At 45.4% G+C, this 14,564-nt stretch carries 14 protein-coding genes; 8 read left to right on the top strand and 6 right to left on the bottom strand.

Annotated features, from left to right (window positions below):
- Nucleotides 1–27 precede the first annotated feature (27 nt).
- Nucleotides 28–825: an undecaprenyl-diphosphate phosphatase gene (locus tag MDMS009_RS02130; protein ID WP_008290178.1), complete on the bottom strand. Its 798-nt coding sequence runs from the start codon at nt 823–825 to the stop codon at nt 28–30.
- Nucleotides 826–1,034: 209 nt separating this feature from the next.
- Here MDMS009_RS02130 and dld point away from each other — a divergent pair, with 209 nt between their 5' ends.
- The gene (gene dld, locus MDMS009_RS02125) at nt 1,035–2,735 is read left to right on the top strand and encodes a D-lactate dehydrogenase (protein WP_008290180.1); all 1,701 of its coding nucleotides are present in this window, start codon (nt 1,035–1,037) and stop codon (nt 2,733–2,735) included.
- A gap of 69 nt (nt 2,736–2,804) precedes the next feature.
- On the opposite strand, the gene serA is transcribed toward dld, so the two are convergent.
- The 5 genes from serA to efpL all read right to left on the bottom strand — a co-directional run bounded on the left by serA (nt 2,805) and on the right by efpL (nt 6,216).
- A complete protein-coding gene (serA, locus tag MDMS009_RS02120) occupies nt 2,805–4,034 on the bottom strand; it encodes a phosphoglycerate dehydrogenase (RefSeq protein ID WP_008290215.1) in 1,230 nt (409 codons plus the stop codon).
- 91 nt (nt 4,035–4,125) lie between these two features.
- Nucleotides 4,126–4,470 carry a HopJ type III effector protein gene (locus tag MDMS009_RS02115; RefSeq protein ID WP_008290179.1) on the bottom strand — a complete coding sequence of 115 codons (345 nt, stop codon included), beginning with the start codon at nt 4,468–4,470 and terminating at the stop codon, nt 4,126–4,128.
- An 11-nt stretch (nt 4,471–4,481) separates the two neighbouring features.
- Nucleotides 4,482–5,147, bottom strand: a complete 666-nt coding sequence (locus tag MDMS009_RS02110) for a nitroreductase (RefSeq protein ID WP_008290176.1) — start codon at nt 5,145–5,147, stop codon at nt 4,482–4,484.
- Nucleotides 5,144–5,530, bottom strand: a complete 387-nt coding sequence (locus tag MDMS009_RS02105; protein ID WP_008290177.1) for a YbaN family protein — start codon at nt 5,528–5,530, stop codon at nt 5,144–5,146. Before MDMS009_RS02105 ends, MDMS009_RS02110 begins: the two co-directional genes overlap by 4 nt.
- An 86-nt stretch (nt 5,531–5,616) precedes the next feature.
- Nucleotides 5,617–6,216, bottom strand: a complete 600-nt coding sequence (gene efpL / locus MDMS009_RS02100) for an elongation factor P-like protein EfpL (protein ID WP_008290190.1) — start codon at nt 6,214–6,216, stop codon at nt 5,617–5,619.
- A 134-nt stretch (nt 6,217–6,350) separates the two neighbouring features.
- Between efpL and MDMS009_RS02095 the strand changes: the two genes are divergently transcribed.
- The 7 genes from MDMS009_RS02095 to MDMS009_RS02065 all read left to right on the top strand — a co-directional run bounded on the left by MDMS009_RS02095 (nt 6,351) and on the right by MDMS009_RS02065 (nt 14,480).
- Nucleotides 6,351–9,518, top strand: coding sequence for an HD domain-containing phosphohydrolase (locus tag MDMS009_RS02095; protein WP_008290183.1), 3,168 nt, complete (start codon nt 6,351–6,353; stop codon nt 9,516–9,518).
- A 69-nt stretch (nt 9,519–9,587) separates the two neighbouring features.
- Nucleotides 9,588–10,508, top strand: a complete 921-nt coding sequence (gene ylqF / locus MDMS009_RS02090) for a ribosome biogenesis GTPase YlqF (protein WP_043887825.1) — start codon at nt 9,588–9,590, stop codon at nt 10,506–10,508.
- Between the two features lie 179 nt (nt 10,509–10,687).
- Complete coding sequence (locus MDMS009_RS02085) at nt 10,688–10,876, top strand: hypothetical protein (protein WP_036315641.1); 189 nt, start codon at nt 10,688–10,690, stop codon at nt 10,874–10,876.
- Nucleotides 10,873–11,130 (top strand): hypothetical protein, encoded by a 258-nt coding sequence (locus MDMS009_RS02080; RefSeq protein ID WP_008290209.1) that lies wholly within the window; start codon nt 10,873–10,875, stop codon nt 11,128–11,130. The genes MDMS009_RS02085 and MDMS009_RS02080 overlap by 4 nt, the downstream gene beginning before the upstream one ends.
- Before the next feature lie 15 nt (nt 11,131–11,145).
- On the top strand, nt 11,146–11,361 hold the full coding sequence (locus MDMS009_RS02075; protein WP_008290193.1) for a hypothetical protein: 216 nt from the start codon (nt 11,146–11,148) through the stop codon (nt 11,359–11,361).
- A gap of 113 nt (nt 11,362–11,474) precedes the next feature.
- Complete coding sequence (locus MDMS009_RS02070) at nt 11,475–13,631, top strand: TonB-dependent receptor family protein (protein WP_008290210.1); 2,157 nt, start codon at nt 11,475–11,477, stop codon at nt 13,629–13,631.
- 129 nt (nt 13,632–13,760) lie between these two features.
- On the top strand, nt 13,761–14,480 hold the full coding sequence (locus MDMS009_RS02065) for a PepSY domain-containing protein (protein ID WP_008290174.1): 720 nt from the start codon (nt 13,761–13,763) through the stop codon (nt 14,478–14,480).
- Nucleotides 14,481–14,564 lie beyond the last annotated feature (84 nt).

Below are 14,564 nucleotides of genomic sequence, written 5' to 3'. Positions count from 1 at the left end.
ATTGATTGCGTGACTGTCAACAATAAGTTAGAGAAACAGCCATAGCAAAAAGCCGCCTAGTACTAAGCGGTAAATTACGAAAGGCCACATGCCAATACGATCTAGCATTTTCAAAAACAGAAAAATACAGATATAGGCACTTATGGCAGAAAATAAGGCGCCTGAAACCAAAGCTGCCCAGTCAATGCGAAGAGGGGATTGTACGAGCTCTATCGTCTTAAGTCCACCCGCTAATAAAATCACAGGGATAGATAATAAAAAAGAGAAGCGTGCTGCCGCTTCTCGCGTCAGCCCCAGCATCAGTCCCGCAGTGATAGTGATGCCCGAACGCGAGGTGCCGGGTATCAGCGCCACCGCCTGTGCGACACCTATAAATAGCACATCTTGCCAGTTGAGGCTCTGTTCGCTGCGGACTCTTTTGCCTTGCCAATCCGCATAGCCGAGCAATAAACCAAAGCCAATGGTGGTAATGGCAATGACTATGGGGCTGCGCAATGCGGTTTCGATCCAGTCGCCCATTAACAAGCCTGCCAGGCCCACTGGAATGGTGCCAAATAGGACAGCCCAGGCAAGGCGGCTATCACCAACATTTTTTTGCGTTGCGACAGAGGTAAACCAGTCAGCGGTCAGTTTCTTCAGTGTGCTACGAAAATAAAACACCACCGCAGTTAATGTACCGACATGCACCGCGACATCAAAGGCGAGTCCCTGATCCTGCCAGTTAGCAATGATCGGTAATAGAATTAGGTGCGCAGAGCTAGATATCGGTAGAAACTCGGTGAGCCCCTGAAGTAGGGCTAAGGCGAAAACCTGAATAAAGTCCATAGAGCAGCGTCGTATTATTTAGAGAATGCTTGTCATGATAGGGTAGGTGGACAATCCCTGTCATTGAAAAAGTTATCTGACTTAATGCCATATGCTTCTTGCTACAGCGACATGAGTGGGGGGGGAGAATAAAAACACCATAACTTACGGTATAATTTAGTTTTAGCGAAATTATCTCGCCCATCTTACTACTTCATTGAGTACAGGGTATGTCTGACGCAAACAAGAGCGCCATTATTAATCAACTGGAATCAATCGTTGGTTCGCCGTACACATTAATCGATTCGGCCAAGAAACAACCATTCACTAAGGGGTTTCGGTTTGGTTCGGGTGAAGCGTTAGCCGTAGTGAAACCGGCCACTTTAGTCGAAATATGGCGTGTTTTGAGTGTGTGTGTAAAGCACGATATGGCAATCATCATGCAGGCGGCAAATACCGGACTCACTGGCGGTTCAACACCCAACGGTGATGACTACGACCGAGATTTGGTCATTATCAATACCATGCGACTGGATGATATTCAGCTTATTGATAATGCAAAGCAAATTATTGGCTTTCCGGGCAGTACTTTATTTGGCTTAGAAGATACGCTAGCGCCTTATGGCCGTGAGCCGCACTCTGTGATTGGTTCGTCATGTATTGGTGCGTCGATTGTCGGGGGGGTATGTAATAACTCTGGTGGCGCCCTTGTCCAGCGGGGGCCAGCCTATACTGAATTAGCCCTGTACGCGGAAGTGGATGAGAAAGGCGAACTGAAGTTAGTTAATAATTTAGGAATAGCGTTGGGTTCGTCGCCAGAAGAAATCTTGTCGAACCTTGAAAGCAAAAACTACAGCCAGGCTGATATTCAGCAGACTGAGAAACTTGCTTCGGATCATGAATATCACCATCGGGTAAGAGAGGTTGATGCCGCTACCCCAGCTCGTTTTAATAACGATGGGCGGCGATTGCACGAGGCTTCTGGTTGCGCCGGTAAGTTAGCCGTTTTTGCAGTGCGACTGGACACCTATCCTACTGAGAACAAACAAGTGTTCTACATTGGTAGTAATGATGCGTCGGTGTTTGAAAAAATACGCCGCGAAATGCTATCCACATTCAAAAACTTACCTGTTTCCGGCGAGTATTTGCACCGGGATTGTTATGCGGTCAGTAAGAAATACGGTAAAGACACCTTTTTAGTGATAGAAAAGCTGGGATCCAAATACATTCCCAAGATGTTTAATATTAAAAGAACGGTAGATCGATTCGCGGATAAACTGACCTTTTTACCGGCCAAAATGTCTGATCGTATCATGCAGTATTTAAGTTATCTTTGGCCCAATCATTTGCCAAAACGCATGGAGCAATACCATGCCCAATATCAACATCACTGGATTGTTGAGATGAGTGGTGAGGGTATTAGTGAAGCAAAAGCCTATTTAGAGCAGTTTTTTGCTGCTAACGAGGGCAGTTATTTCGAATGCACTCCGGAAGAAGGTGAAAAAGCGATTTTGCATCGTTTCGTTGCCGGCGGCGCGATTGGGCGTTACCACGTTATGAAACGCAAAGATGTGGGGCCGATGATGACGGTAGATGTGGCGCTTCGACGCAACGAGCAGGCCTGGTTCGAGGAATTACCGCCTGAAATCGATAATCTAATCGACGCTAAGTTTTACTACGGGCACTTGTTTTGTCATGTTATGCATCAGAATTATGTATTGAAGAAAGGCGTGGATGCGAAGCAGTTAAAACAGAAAATTTTGGCGTCGTTTGATGCGCGTGGTGCTGAATACCCTGCGGAGCATAATGTGGGCCATGAATATGCTGCCAAGCCAACATTAAAATCGTTTTATAAAGCGATAGATCCAACTAACACCTTTAATCCAGGTATTGGCAAAACCAGTAAGCGAAGAAACTGGTCTGAAAAATAAGTGATCTGAAAAACAAAAAAGGCCTGTTTGCTAGCAAACAGGCCTTTTTTTAACACTACTCTGCGAAGATTAGTACAAAACGCGTAAGCGAATGGTTCCTTCAACACTATGCAAGTTCTCGAAGGCGAGCTTAGTGTCTAATTGATTAACGTCGAGTATTAAATATCCAATCTCATCACGAGTCATCATGCTTTGCGCAACGATATTAATATTGTGCTTAGCAAAGAGCTGATTCACGTGTGACAGAACGCCCGGTTGGTTGTGATGAATATGCAAAATACGATGCGTATCGGGCTGTTGTTGCATAGCAATTTCAGGGAAGTTCACAGACGATACTGTGCTGCCATAATTTGCATACTGTACAAACTTTTCAGCAACTTCGAGCCCGATATTCACTTGTGCTTCAACTGTTGAACCACCGATATGCGGTGTCAAAATCACATTCGGATAACCTCTTAGCGGAGAATCTAACGGTTCTTCATTAGATTTAGGCTCAGACGGAAATACGTCGATGGCTGCCCCGGCTAATTTCTTCGACTCAATCGCTTCTGCCAAGTCATCAATATCGACACATGAACCGCGTGCAGCGTTGATGAAAATAGCGCCGGTTTTCATTTGTTCAAACTGTGCTTTCTTCATCATATTCTGGGTTGAATCAACCTCTGGAACATGAAGTGATACGACGTCTGACTGGCTTAATAATTCATGCATGGTGCCAACCTGGTTGGCATTACCCAAGGGCAGTTTTGTCACAACATCGTAGTAGATAACATTCATACCCAGACTTTCAGCCAACACAGACAGCTGTGAGCCGATATTGCCGTAACCAACGATACCTAATGTTTTGCCTCGTGCCTCATTTGACGCTTTGGCAGACTTCGGCCAGCTACCGTTGTGAACAGCGTGATTTTTTTCTGGAATACCGCGAAGCAGCAAGATTAATTGCCCAATCACCAACTCTGCTACAGAGCGTGTATTGGAATACGGTGCGTTGAACACGGGAATGCCTTTAATTTTCGCGCTATGCAGGTCAACTTGGTTGGTGCCTATGCAAAAACAGCCAATCGCTGCCAATCTATCCGCAGCATCCAACACTTTCTTTGTTAGCTGGGTTCTTGAACGGATACCAATGAAGCGAACGCCTTTGATTTTCTCGATAAGGGTTTCTTCATCGAGGGCATGGGTCAGGTATTCGATATTGGTGTAGCCTGCATTTTCAAGTGTGGTCACTGCGTTTTGGTGAACACCCTCGAGTAAAAGAAAGCGCGCTTCAGACTTCTCGTTTGGTTGTAATTCCATTTTTCTCTATCTGTGTTAGGTAAAAGGGAAGTTTTTCAAACCGCCTATAATAGCATATATGCTTATTATCAAGCGTATTTATAAGCGCTTATCACTTGGGCGTTAACGCTTGTTTGGTGAAATGAATACCGGACCAGCCTGATTTCATAAAATTACGGATATTTTGATGGTCATGACCGTCCGGATTACCCAGCACATCCTCTCGATAAAATTTACCGAAACACGCTAATGCTTGCTCAACAGTCAAACCCTGCATGTCGCCGAATGCCAGAATTTTGCATGAGCCGTTGTTTTGTCCCGCATCGTTTTCACACTCACCATTGTTAAATGCGGTGGGCGTGAAATGGTAGTGCTCATCAATGACTGCCATGGTGTCATCAAATTCGATGGTCTCGGGTGAGGAGGCTAATTGCGTTAAAAAGTCCTGTAATGACATAAAATCTCCGTTTAGTCGTAGAAATGGGTAAAGGTGTCGACAGCTTCTCGCGCTGTTCGGTATTGATTAACAGGTGCTGTTGTATCTTCGTAACCTAAGGCCATACCACACAAAATAAGGGCGTCTTCAGGTAAGTCCAGAGCGGGTCTAATTATGTTGGGATACTCAGCCAAAGCCGCTTGCGGACAGCTGGCAAGGCCGGCTTCAACGGCACTAATCATTAAAGATTGTAGGAACATGCCAAAGTCCATGAAAGAACCGGTCTGCATGATGCCTTCCATCCAAAATATCAGCATCACGGGTGCATCAAAGGCACGGTAATTGGCTGCCCATTGGGCTTTTTGTGCTGTTTTATCTTGACGCGTAATGCCAAGGCTTTGATACAGCTGTAAACCACATGCTCGACGGCGGCTAAGGTAAGGTTCCTGCCAAACGGTTGGATAGTATTCATAGTCTGGCGTATCCGTCTGTCCCGTATCGAAAGCATCGACAATTTGCTCAGCAAGCGCCTGTTTGCGAGCACCGGATAATACTGCCACTTGCCATGGTTGTGTGTTTGCACCAGAAGGCGCATGGCGGGCAATATCCAATAGCTCTCTTACCTGATCGTGGCTGACGGTCTTTTCTAAAAAACGTCTGACGGAATGACGTTGTTTGATGGCCTCGCTTGCATTCATGGGGGCAGATGCTCCGATTCTTTAATACGGGAAATAAACCATAACAGGATCAAACAGATCCCAACCAGCATCAGCTGAAGCCAAGGTCGTCCCCACAACACTGTGATAGAAATACCGAATGTCACAATAATCAGTAGATAAACCTTTTTCTTCACGCTATGCCGGATGGTGTGATTTTTTTCCCATTGCTGTAATGCAGGTCCAAACCATCGGTGGTGCAGCAGCATATTGTGAAAGCGGGGTGAGTTTTCTGCAAAACAGGCCAGTGCCAGTATCAGGAAAGGTGTTGTCGGCAGTAACGGAACCACGGCGCCGATTGCACCTAATACAACAAACGCCCAGCCGAGACTAATAAATAAATACTGTTTTATTTTTTGTCGCATAGCGAGTTAAGTCAGCATCCTAGGAGTCAGGTTTGGCATAGAGCGTTAGCATCATCATAGCGAATAAAAAGCAAAAGGGGCGTGAGCTAAGCACGAGACATAAATTTACCCGTGGTGGTGTTCACTTTGATAACTTCACCGTTCTCAATATATTCAGGCACTTGTACTTCAATCCCCGTTGATAACGTGGCGGGTTTGGTACGAGCAGCGGCTGTTGCGCCTTTGATACCGGGGGAGGTTTCTATAATGGTTAAATTGACCGAAGCGGGTAGTTCAATAGCAATGAGTTGTTGTTCAAGCAGCACTGCGACAAGATTGTCGAGACCGTCGCTGATGTAACCTAACTCATCTTTGATATCCTCACCATTCACAGCATACTGCTCGAATGTCTCATTATCCATGAACACGAAACTGTCGCCGTCCTGATACGAAAATTGGATCAGCTTGCGCTCACAATCGACCTCTTTCAGGAAATCCTCACCTTTGAGCGACTCATCTCGTTTTTGTTTGTTCTTAAGATGATTGAATCGCACTTTGTATAATGTGGCGGCACCACGTGATGACGGGTTACGAATTTCGATGTCTTTGACAACATAGGGTTCATTAACTAATTCAACCACCATCCCGCGTTTTAACTCACTGGCTTTAGGCATAATATGTGTTCTGCTGTAGATAAAATAGCGCATTATACCTAAGCGTTGAGTGGTGTATCTGCGCTTACGATGATATAACGTTGAGAAAAGTAGCACGGTCAAACATAACCACATCCCAATAAGGAATTTAGGGCGGTAAGTTAGGCCACTTAAATTGAGGGTTTTTTATGTTGTCATGGCTTGCCGGAAAACGATTACGTATTTCCATTCGTGCCACTGTAATCGGTTTTTTCCTGTTCGCGACGCTGGTGACAGCATCGGTTGCGATCAGTTTGCAGTACTTTTTCAGTACCACGATGGCAACCGAGTCGACCTTATCTGTTTATCAGAAAACCGCCGCTAGTACGCGTGATTATTTGAGCACAGTTGACAGTCGCTCAACCTCAGTAGCTCGTATCCTTAGCCAGTTCACACGTTTTGTCGGTATCACTGGAATCACTGAGGATTCTAGACAACTTTTTGCTGAAGCGATGCAGCGCACGCCTTTGTTTTATGCCGTTTACATCGGTTTTGAAAATGGTGATTTCTATCAACTGGTCAACCTGGAGTCTAATCCTCAGGTGCGAAGGCAGTTACGTGCTAAGCCAGAAGATCGGTGGGCAACGGTTCGGGTCTATGGTGAAGGGGCACAACGTGTTCGACGTTTCAACTACTACGATACGGAGTTTAATCTTCGTGCCACTCGTTCTCAATCGACAGACTATGATCCGCGTAAACGTCCCTGGTTTATCGATGCCACAGTCGGCAATGTTAATAAAACATCCCCTTACTTGTTCCAACATCTACAAGAGCCCGGCGAGACGTATTCGACTAAGATAGAGTCTAATAATGCAGTTTTAGCCGTCGATATAACCCTATCTTCACTTTCGAGCTTTTTACAAACTCAAGAGTTAAATGAAGATAGCGAGATTTATCTCTATCAAGAAACCGGCGAAGTGATTGCGTCAAACCAAAAAACACGTAAGTCAAAACCGCTGCCAGCCGCGCCGGAGTTGAGTTTATCTCCAGAGCAGAAAAAGCTGGTTGAGGAGATTGAGTTTTTAACGGTTTCGAATGAAATAGACTGGCCACCCATTAATTTTGCTGCGTCAGGACAGCCTTATGGTTATTCCGTAGATGTACTGAACTACATTTCAGAAATGACTGGTTTATCGATCCGCTATGTGAATGGATTGAGTTGGAATGAACTTGCTGAAATGTTTTTGGCGAATGAGCTAGATGTTTTGCAACCGGTCTTTTTTGATAAAAACAAACAATGGCTAGGCGATCTGACAGAGCCATTTTTGCAAGTCCCTTATGGTGTGGTCACCGCAGAAAACGCAACACCGATAACGCATATAGACGAATTAGCGGGTAAGACGGTTGCTATTCCTGAAGGTTGGTCAGTCGCGAATAACCTGCAAGACAACTTTCCCGATATCAACGTGATTCGGGTTGAAAATGTGCGTGCTATGTTCAATGCAATAAAGGAGGGGAAGGCTGATGCCGCCATTGATACCGCCCCTATTCTGAATTACACGGCACAACAGTTTTTTATCGATGATGTGGTCATCAGTCAGCCATTAGACTTTGGCGATACGCCGATGCCGATGCTACTGCATTTTATGATCAACCAGTCGCGAAATGGACTCACGCAATTATTTGATAGCGCACTGGCAAACCTCGGTCCTGAACATAAAAAAGCATTGGCAGAGAAATGGTTGGAAGGCGGCACTAAGATGACTCGTCAGCTCGGTGCCGTGCCCTATGTCGAGTTAATGAAAATGGCGCAAGAGGGAGCGCCTGATGGCCTTGAAACCGTCATGCTTAATGGTCGTGAGCATTTTGTTTATGCCACGCCGTTTGGAGAAGCAGACGGTAAACAAGATTACTTCGCTATCGTAACTCCGGTGGATACGGTACTTGCACCGGGCATTGCAAAAGTGAAAACATCGATCTGGTTAACAGCGGCTGCTTTGCTGTTGTTATTACCCATCTCTTGGTTGCTGGCCTCACCGATAGTGAACCCTATTCGCCAATTGGCTGAAGACAGTGAAAAAATTACCCAGCGTCGCTACAAAGAGGTCACCAATGTAGAAAGCAGCATTGTAGAAGTGGGGGATTTGGCTGGTTCAATGACGAATATGTCAGCGGCGATACAACGTCATGAAACACAACAAGAAGAACTGCTTGATGCCTTTATCAAAGTTATTGCTCAGGCGATCGATGATAAGTCACCACATACGGCAGGTCATTGTGAACGTGTGCCTCAACTGGCCTTTATGCTGGCAAAAGAGGCTGAAGAATGCGCTGAAGAGCCTTTCAATGAATTTGCTTTCAAATCGAGCAAAGAATGGCGTGAATTCCAGGTCGCTGCTTGGCTACATGACTGCGGCAAAATCACAACACCAGAACATATTATCGATAAAGGTACCAAGCTGGAGACCATTTATAATCGGATTCATGAAGTTAGAATGCGGTTTGAAGTGCTGTGGCGGGATGCTGAAATTGACTATCTGATTAAAAAGGCTGAGCCGGGTGCGAATGCTGCCAGCTTGGAAAAAGCAAAAATCGATAAACAGCAAAAATTGCGTGATGATTTTGCCTTTATCGCCAATGCCAATGTCGGTGGTGAATTCATTAGCGAAGCAGATGTGGCACATTTACACGAACTCGCTGAAATAACCTGGCATCGTTATTTCGATGATCGACTGGGTTTGTCGTCAGGAGAAAAGGCAAGACTGGAAGCAGACAACCGGTCTTTACCTGCAAAAGAAAAATTACTCTCTGATCGCCCTGAGCATTTGGTGGAGCGTGTCCACAGTACTGATTATGATCCCAAGTTCGGTATCAAAATGACGGTACCGCATTATCTTTATAACTTGGGTGAGCTACACAACTTGTCGATTTCCAGAGGCACCTTAAGCGCTGAAGATCGCTTCAAAATCAATGAGCACATGATCAGCACGATCAAAATGCTGGAGAGTCTCCCCTTCCCTGAAGAGCTCAAGCGCGTGCCGCGATATGCATCCACCCATCATGAAACGATAAAAGGCACCGGTTACCCTCGCAAACTGACAGGCGATCAACTCTCTATTCCTGAGAGAATCATGGTGCTGGCAGATATCTACGAGGCTTTAACGGCAGCCGACAGACCTTACAAGAAAGCGAAACCGGTCAGTGTTGCTTTAGATATTTTGCATGGCATGGTGCAAAACGAGCATGTTGATATTGAAGTATTCGAGTTGTTTATCAAAACCGGTGTGTATTTGGATTATGCCAAACGCTTCCTGCCAGCCGCTCAGATTGATGAGATCGATATCAGTAAATACCTCAGACAACCTGACAAATCTTAATCAGCTAGAATAATTGGCATGACACAACACACAAACAGACAGCTTTTATGGCTGCAAGGTAGTCCGTAAATGGCGATTCAGTGGTATCCCGGCCATATGCACAAGGCCAGCAAGGAAATGAAGAAGATCCTGCCGCAGGTGGATCTCATCATTGAAGTGCTGGATGCGCGTATCCCATTTAGTAGCCAGAACCCCATGCTGGCGGAATTACGTGGTGATAAGCCTTGTATTAAGGTATTGAACAAAATCGACTTGGCCGATCCTGAACTGACGGCGCTTTGGCAGTCGCATCTGGAGCAGGACATCAACGTTAAAACACTCACCATGAATGCCCGGCACAATGATCGCATAGCCGACTTGATTGCACTGGCTTTGAGCATGGTGCCCGGTAAAGTGCAAGGCGTGAAGAATGTTCAAACCATGATTATGGGCATCCCCAATGTCGGAAAATCGACGTTGATCAATAGCCTGGCCGGGCGCCAGATAGCAAAAACAGGTAATGAGCCTGCCATTACTAAAATGCAGCAACGGATCAAGCTCGACAAAGGCATTGTGCTGCATGACACGCCGGGTGTGCTTTGGCCTAACTTGGAAAACCCTCACAGCGGTTACCGCTTGGCGATAACGGGTGCCATCAAAGAAACAGCAATAGATAATGATGATATTGCGCTGTATGCCGTGGAATATCTGTTAGATGCCTACCCCGATTTGTTAAAGCAACGTTTTGGTCTGTCTGAGATACCAGAGTCAGGGATGGATGCTTTGGAGGTGATAGGCACAAAACGCGGATGTTTACGCTCAGGAGGGCGCGTTGATTTAGAGCGGGTAGCAAAAATCATATTGACCGAAATACGCGCGGGCACGCTTGGTTTAATCAGCTGGGAAAAACCCGATATAATCGAACGGGAATGGGCTGAGGTATTAGTTGTCCGTGAACAAAAAGCAGCCAAAAAAGCAGCACGGAAACAACGACGCCAACCGCAACGATAAAGACCAAAGTCTCCTTGAAAATAGTGCGCATCTTTAACGTATTGCTGATAACGAGGTAAGTTGCCAATCTGGCAAAAGGGCATTTTGGATGGCGTTACTGGTCGTTAATGATAATGATTTGCATTTAGATTAAACTGTATTTATACTCATTCTTACTTTTTATCTGTAAGGGGTGAGAGATGAAAACAGCACAGTTTAATAGCCAAGCCGAAACAAGCATTTTGTTGGCCTTCGACCAAGACAAGCTTGAAAGGCTAATCCAAGAAGGCAAGCTTCACGCTGCCGACTTTAATTGTCTGGATAAAACCTCTAAGCGCACCGTCTGGAACATGTTGCTGTCTACTGCAGCGAAGACCTTGCAGTCATGAACCTGCCGCTAAAAAACCAACCCGACTGGCGCAAAGACTGTTTATTAGCGGCAAACCAACAGTTGGAATACCAGTATCAACAGCAGCCTTCTCCGTGTCTGGCATTACAGATTAGTCGTAATTATCGTTTACTACTGACCCAATACGATCAACCTGTGATCAAAGAGCGTTGGCAAGTTTTGTCTAAACGCTGGTGGCAGAGGTATTGCCAGTTTCGCCAGACAACCTTTCAGCCACTTATATCTAGCCACTAATTTTTAGGAGTTCTTATGGCAACGCCCGCTTGTCGACCAGAAACGGTGTTTGAATCAGCCACCGTAGATATTCAGCATTGCCCGGATTGTCAGATGATTCACCTGACGATGGGCTCGATAACCATTCGTATGACAGAACAGCATTTTTCACAGTATGCACAGGATGTGAGTAAAGGCTTATTTGAGTTGAATGCGGCACCTTATCAGTCGGGGTTACGTGTCATGATGTGACATAAAAACAACAATCATTCGATTTTGTTACAAAAGTAACGAAAGTGAATGATAATGATTCGCAATCTATGTATACTTTTTCCTAGTAATTACTGAGGATAGGAGAGAGCATAGTGAGATTTAAACCAACAATTTTGGCAAGTTCATTCGCCATCGCAGCCTCTGCGGGAGGATACCCAACGGCGCTTCTTGCTGAAGATGTTCCGGCCGAATTAGATACAGTAACGGTCATCGGTGATACTGCTGCGGCACGACAATTACCCGGTTCAGCCGCTGTTGTTAGTAATGAACAACTGACGATTGAAGCTGCAACAGATATTAATCAGGTTCTGAAAACGGTTCCTGGTATTTATATTCAAGAAGAAGATGGTTTTGGTTTGCGCCCGAATATTGGTATCCGTTCAGCGGCACCAGGACGTAGTGAAAAAATCACGCTGATGGAAGATGGCGTGTTGATTGCGCCGGCACCGTACTCTAACCCAGCCGCTTATTATTTCCCGACCACATCACGTATGCACTCAGTTGAAGTGCTTAAAGGTGCGCCGCTTTTGCGCTATGGTCCGCAAACAGTAGGTGGCGTTGTTAACTTAGTTTCTACGCCTATTCCTGAAACCAATCAGGGTAATGCCACGTTTATGATGAATGATCGCGGTTCTGCTGATCTGCATCTCAACTACGGTGGTAAAACCGGTCCTTGGGGTTACTCTATTGAGACTGCTCAACGTCATTACCAAGGTTTTAAAGATATCGACCGTAATGATGATAACAGTGGCTTCCAGATTGAAGACTATGTTGCCAAGTTGTCGTGGGAAGGGGAACGTAATAAGTTCCTGTTCAAAATTCAACGTTCACTAGAAAACTCAGACGAGACGTATGCTGGCCTGACAGATGCTGATTTTCGTCGTGATGAAAACCGTCGTTATGGTCTGACCCACATCGATGAAATGGACAATGACCACACAGGCATTAACCTGAGTCATATCTTTGAATGGAGTGAGAACCTTACTTCAACCGTGACGGTGTACCAGAACAAGTTTAACCGTAACTGGTTTAAATATGATGGTGATAATCCTGAAACAGGCAATAACATTATTGATGATGCTAACGGCGGTAATGCCAATGCACAAGCCATTCTCGATGGTAACCGTGATGTAGCCGGCTTAGCATATAAAAACAATAATCGTTCCTATGAGTCACGTGGTGTTCAAGCCAACTTTAATTGGTTGCTGAGCGATCATGATTTCAATTTTGGTGCTCGTGTCCATCATGATGAAATGGATCGTTTCCAACCAGAAGAGTTCTATGATCAAGTCAATGGCAACCTTGTCTACCAAAGCACTGATGCACCGACCGGTAGCGATAACCGTTATGAAGAAGCCGATGCATTTAGTTTGTGGCTGACCGACGACTACCAAGTCACTGACAGACTGTTACTTAATCTGTCATTGCGTATGGAAGATGTGGAAACGGAACGTAATCAATACGCTAATGCACAGCGTACTGTCATGGATGAGGAACGTGAAAACGACTATCGCGAATATCTGGCAGGTATTGCTGCAAGCTACGATCTGACGGACAGTTGGCAAGTGCTGGCAGGCTTCCATGAGGGCATGACACCGTTGGGTGGTGGTGCAAACGATGGCGACGAACCAGAAACCAGTGATAACTGGGAATTGGGTGTGCGTTTCGATAATGGCCTGTTCTATTCTGAAGCCATCGCTTTCTACAGCGATTTCAAAAACTTTGCAGAGCAATGCTCTGTGGGTAACCCATGTAGTAATGGCCAAACATCGGGCGCTGAAGTATTAGGTGGGGCCGAAGTGAAAGGTTTGGAATTCATGGCGGGCGCCCTGTTCAGTGCGGGAGACTTCGATATTCCTGTTGATCTGATGTACACCTATACCGATGCAGAAACGACGGATGAAGGTGGTGCTCAAGATGGACTGACACTTCAAAGTATTCCTGAGAATGTGGCCAGTTTACGTGTTGGTTTAGAGCATACTAGTGGTTGGAATAACTACGCAGTGGTCAAATACATCGACAAAACTTGTGCTGTAGCAGGTTGTAATAAGTCTAGTTCATTGCTTGATGAAACTGATGCGCTGACGACAGTTGACCTGATGAGTCGTTACCGTCTGGATATGGGGCCTGTGGTGTTTGTGAAAGTAGAAAACCTATTTGACAGACAAGAGATTATCTCTCGCAGTCCATTTGGTGCTCGTCCAAACATTGAAAGAACTGTTTGGGCTGGTGCTTCGATTGATTTTTAATTAAACAGATAGTGACAACCAAAAAAGGCAGCTGCGGCTGCCTTTTTTGTGTCTTTGAGTATCTACTCTACACATCTTACTTTATCATTGGCAGTCTAACGGTTTATCGTTGTTGAGGAGTGAGTATTGATGCCCAGTAGAAAACAGGGTGCAGGACTGATTACAATCGGGGTAATCGCTTTTCTGCTTCTTAGTCATGTGCTAACGGGCATTGCTGCGAATCATGCAAGCTTACTCAAGCTGGAGCAACGATACATCAGTTGGAACTGGCTAATGTCTCACTATGGCATCGGTGACGCCGAGCCTGATGTGGCGTTTCTGGTTGATAATAAAATTCTTTCCCAATTCGATACCCAGCTCTTTGTGGATGCTGAACCCATTACACATATTCATCGTCCATTGGTCGGTGGTATCGTTCTCGAAAACTTGATGGTGCTTGGTACTGACAATGCTTTGCTATTGCTGACGCGTGATGGCGAGTTTATTGAGCGCTTGGGGGCGGAAGCTGGCATACCTGCGCCTATACAGAACATTGGTGTTTATCACGGTGAGCCGGTATTGCAGGCACGCAATGGTATGTGGCGTAGTAATTTTATGTTAGATAAGTGGGAACCGATTTCGCTTCAAGGCGTCTCATGGAGTAAGCCCCATCCGTTACCTGACTCGGTGGCTACTGACTTAAAGCAATTTTTTTATGGGCAAGGCATCTCTGTTGAGCAGTTGCTAATTGATATTCATAACGGCCGAATTTTAGGTGCTTTTGGCGTTTTGCTTGTCGATGTATTAGGGTTGTTATTGCTCGCCCTGTCCTTTACTGGTCTTTGGATGTGGGGCAAAAAATTCAAATAAATAGATTTGTATCATCATTAAAAAAACAGGAGTTAAGCAAACAATGAGACAGGCAGATTTTCCGTATTTGCCGAAAGATTTTGT

Source organism: Methylophaga thiooxydans DMS010, from assembly GCF_000156355.1.
GTDB classification, from domain to species: domain Bacteria; phylum Pseudomonadota; class Gammaproteobacteria; order Nitrosococcales; family Methylophagaceae; genus Methylophaga; species Methylophaga thiooxydans.
The sequence above is the reverse complement of the archived record's forward strand: the minus strand, read 5'-3'. Positions and strand labels throughout refer to the sequence as shown.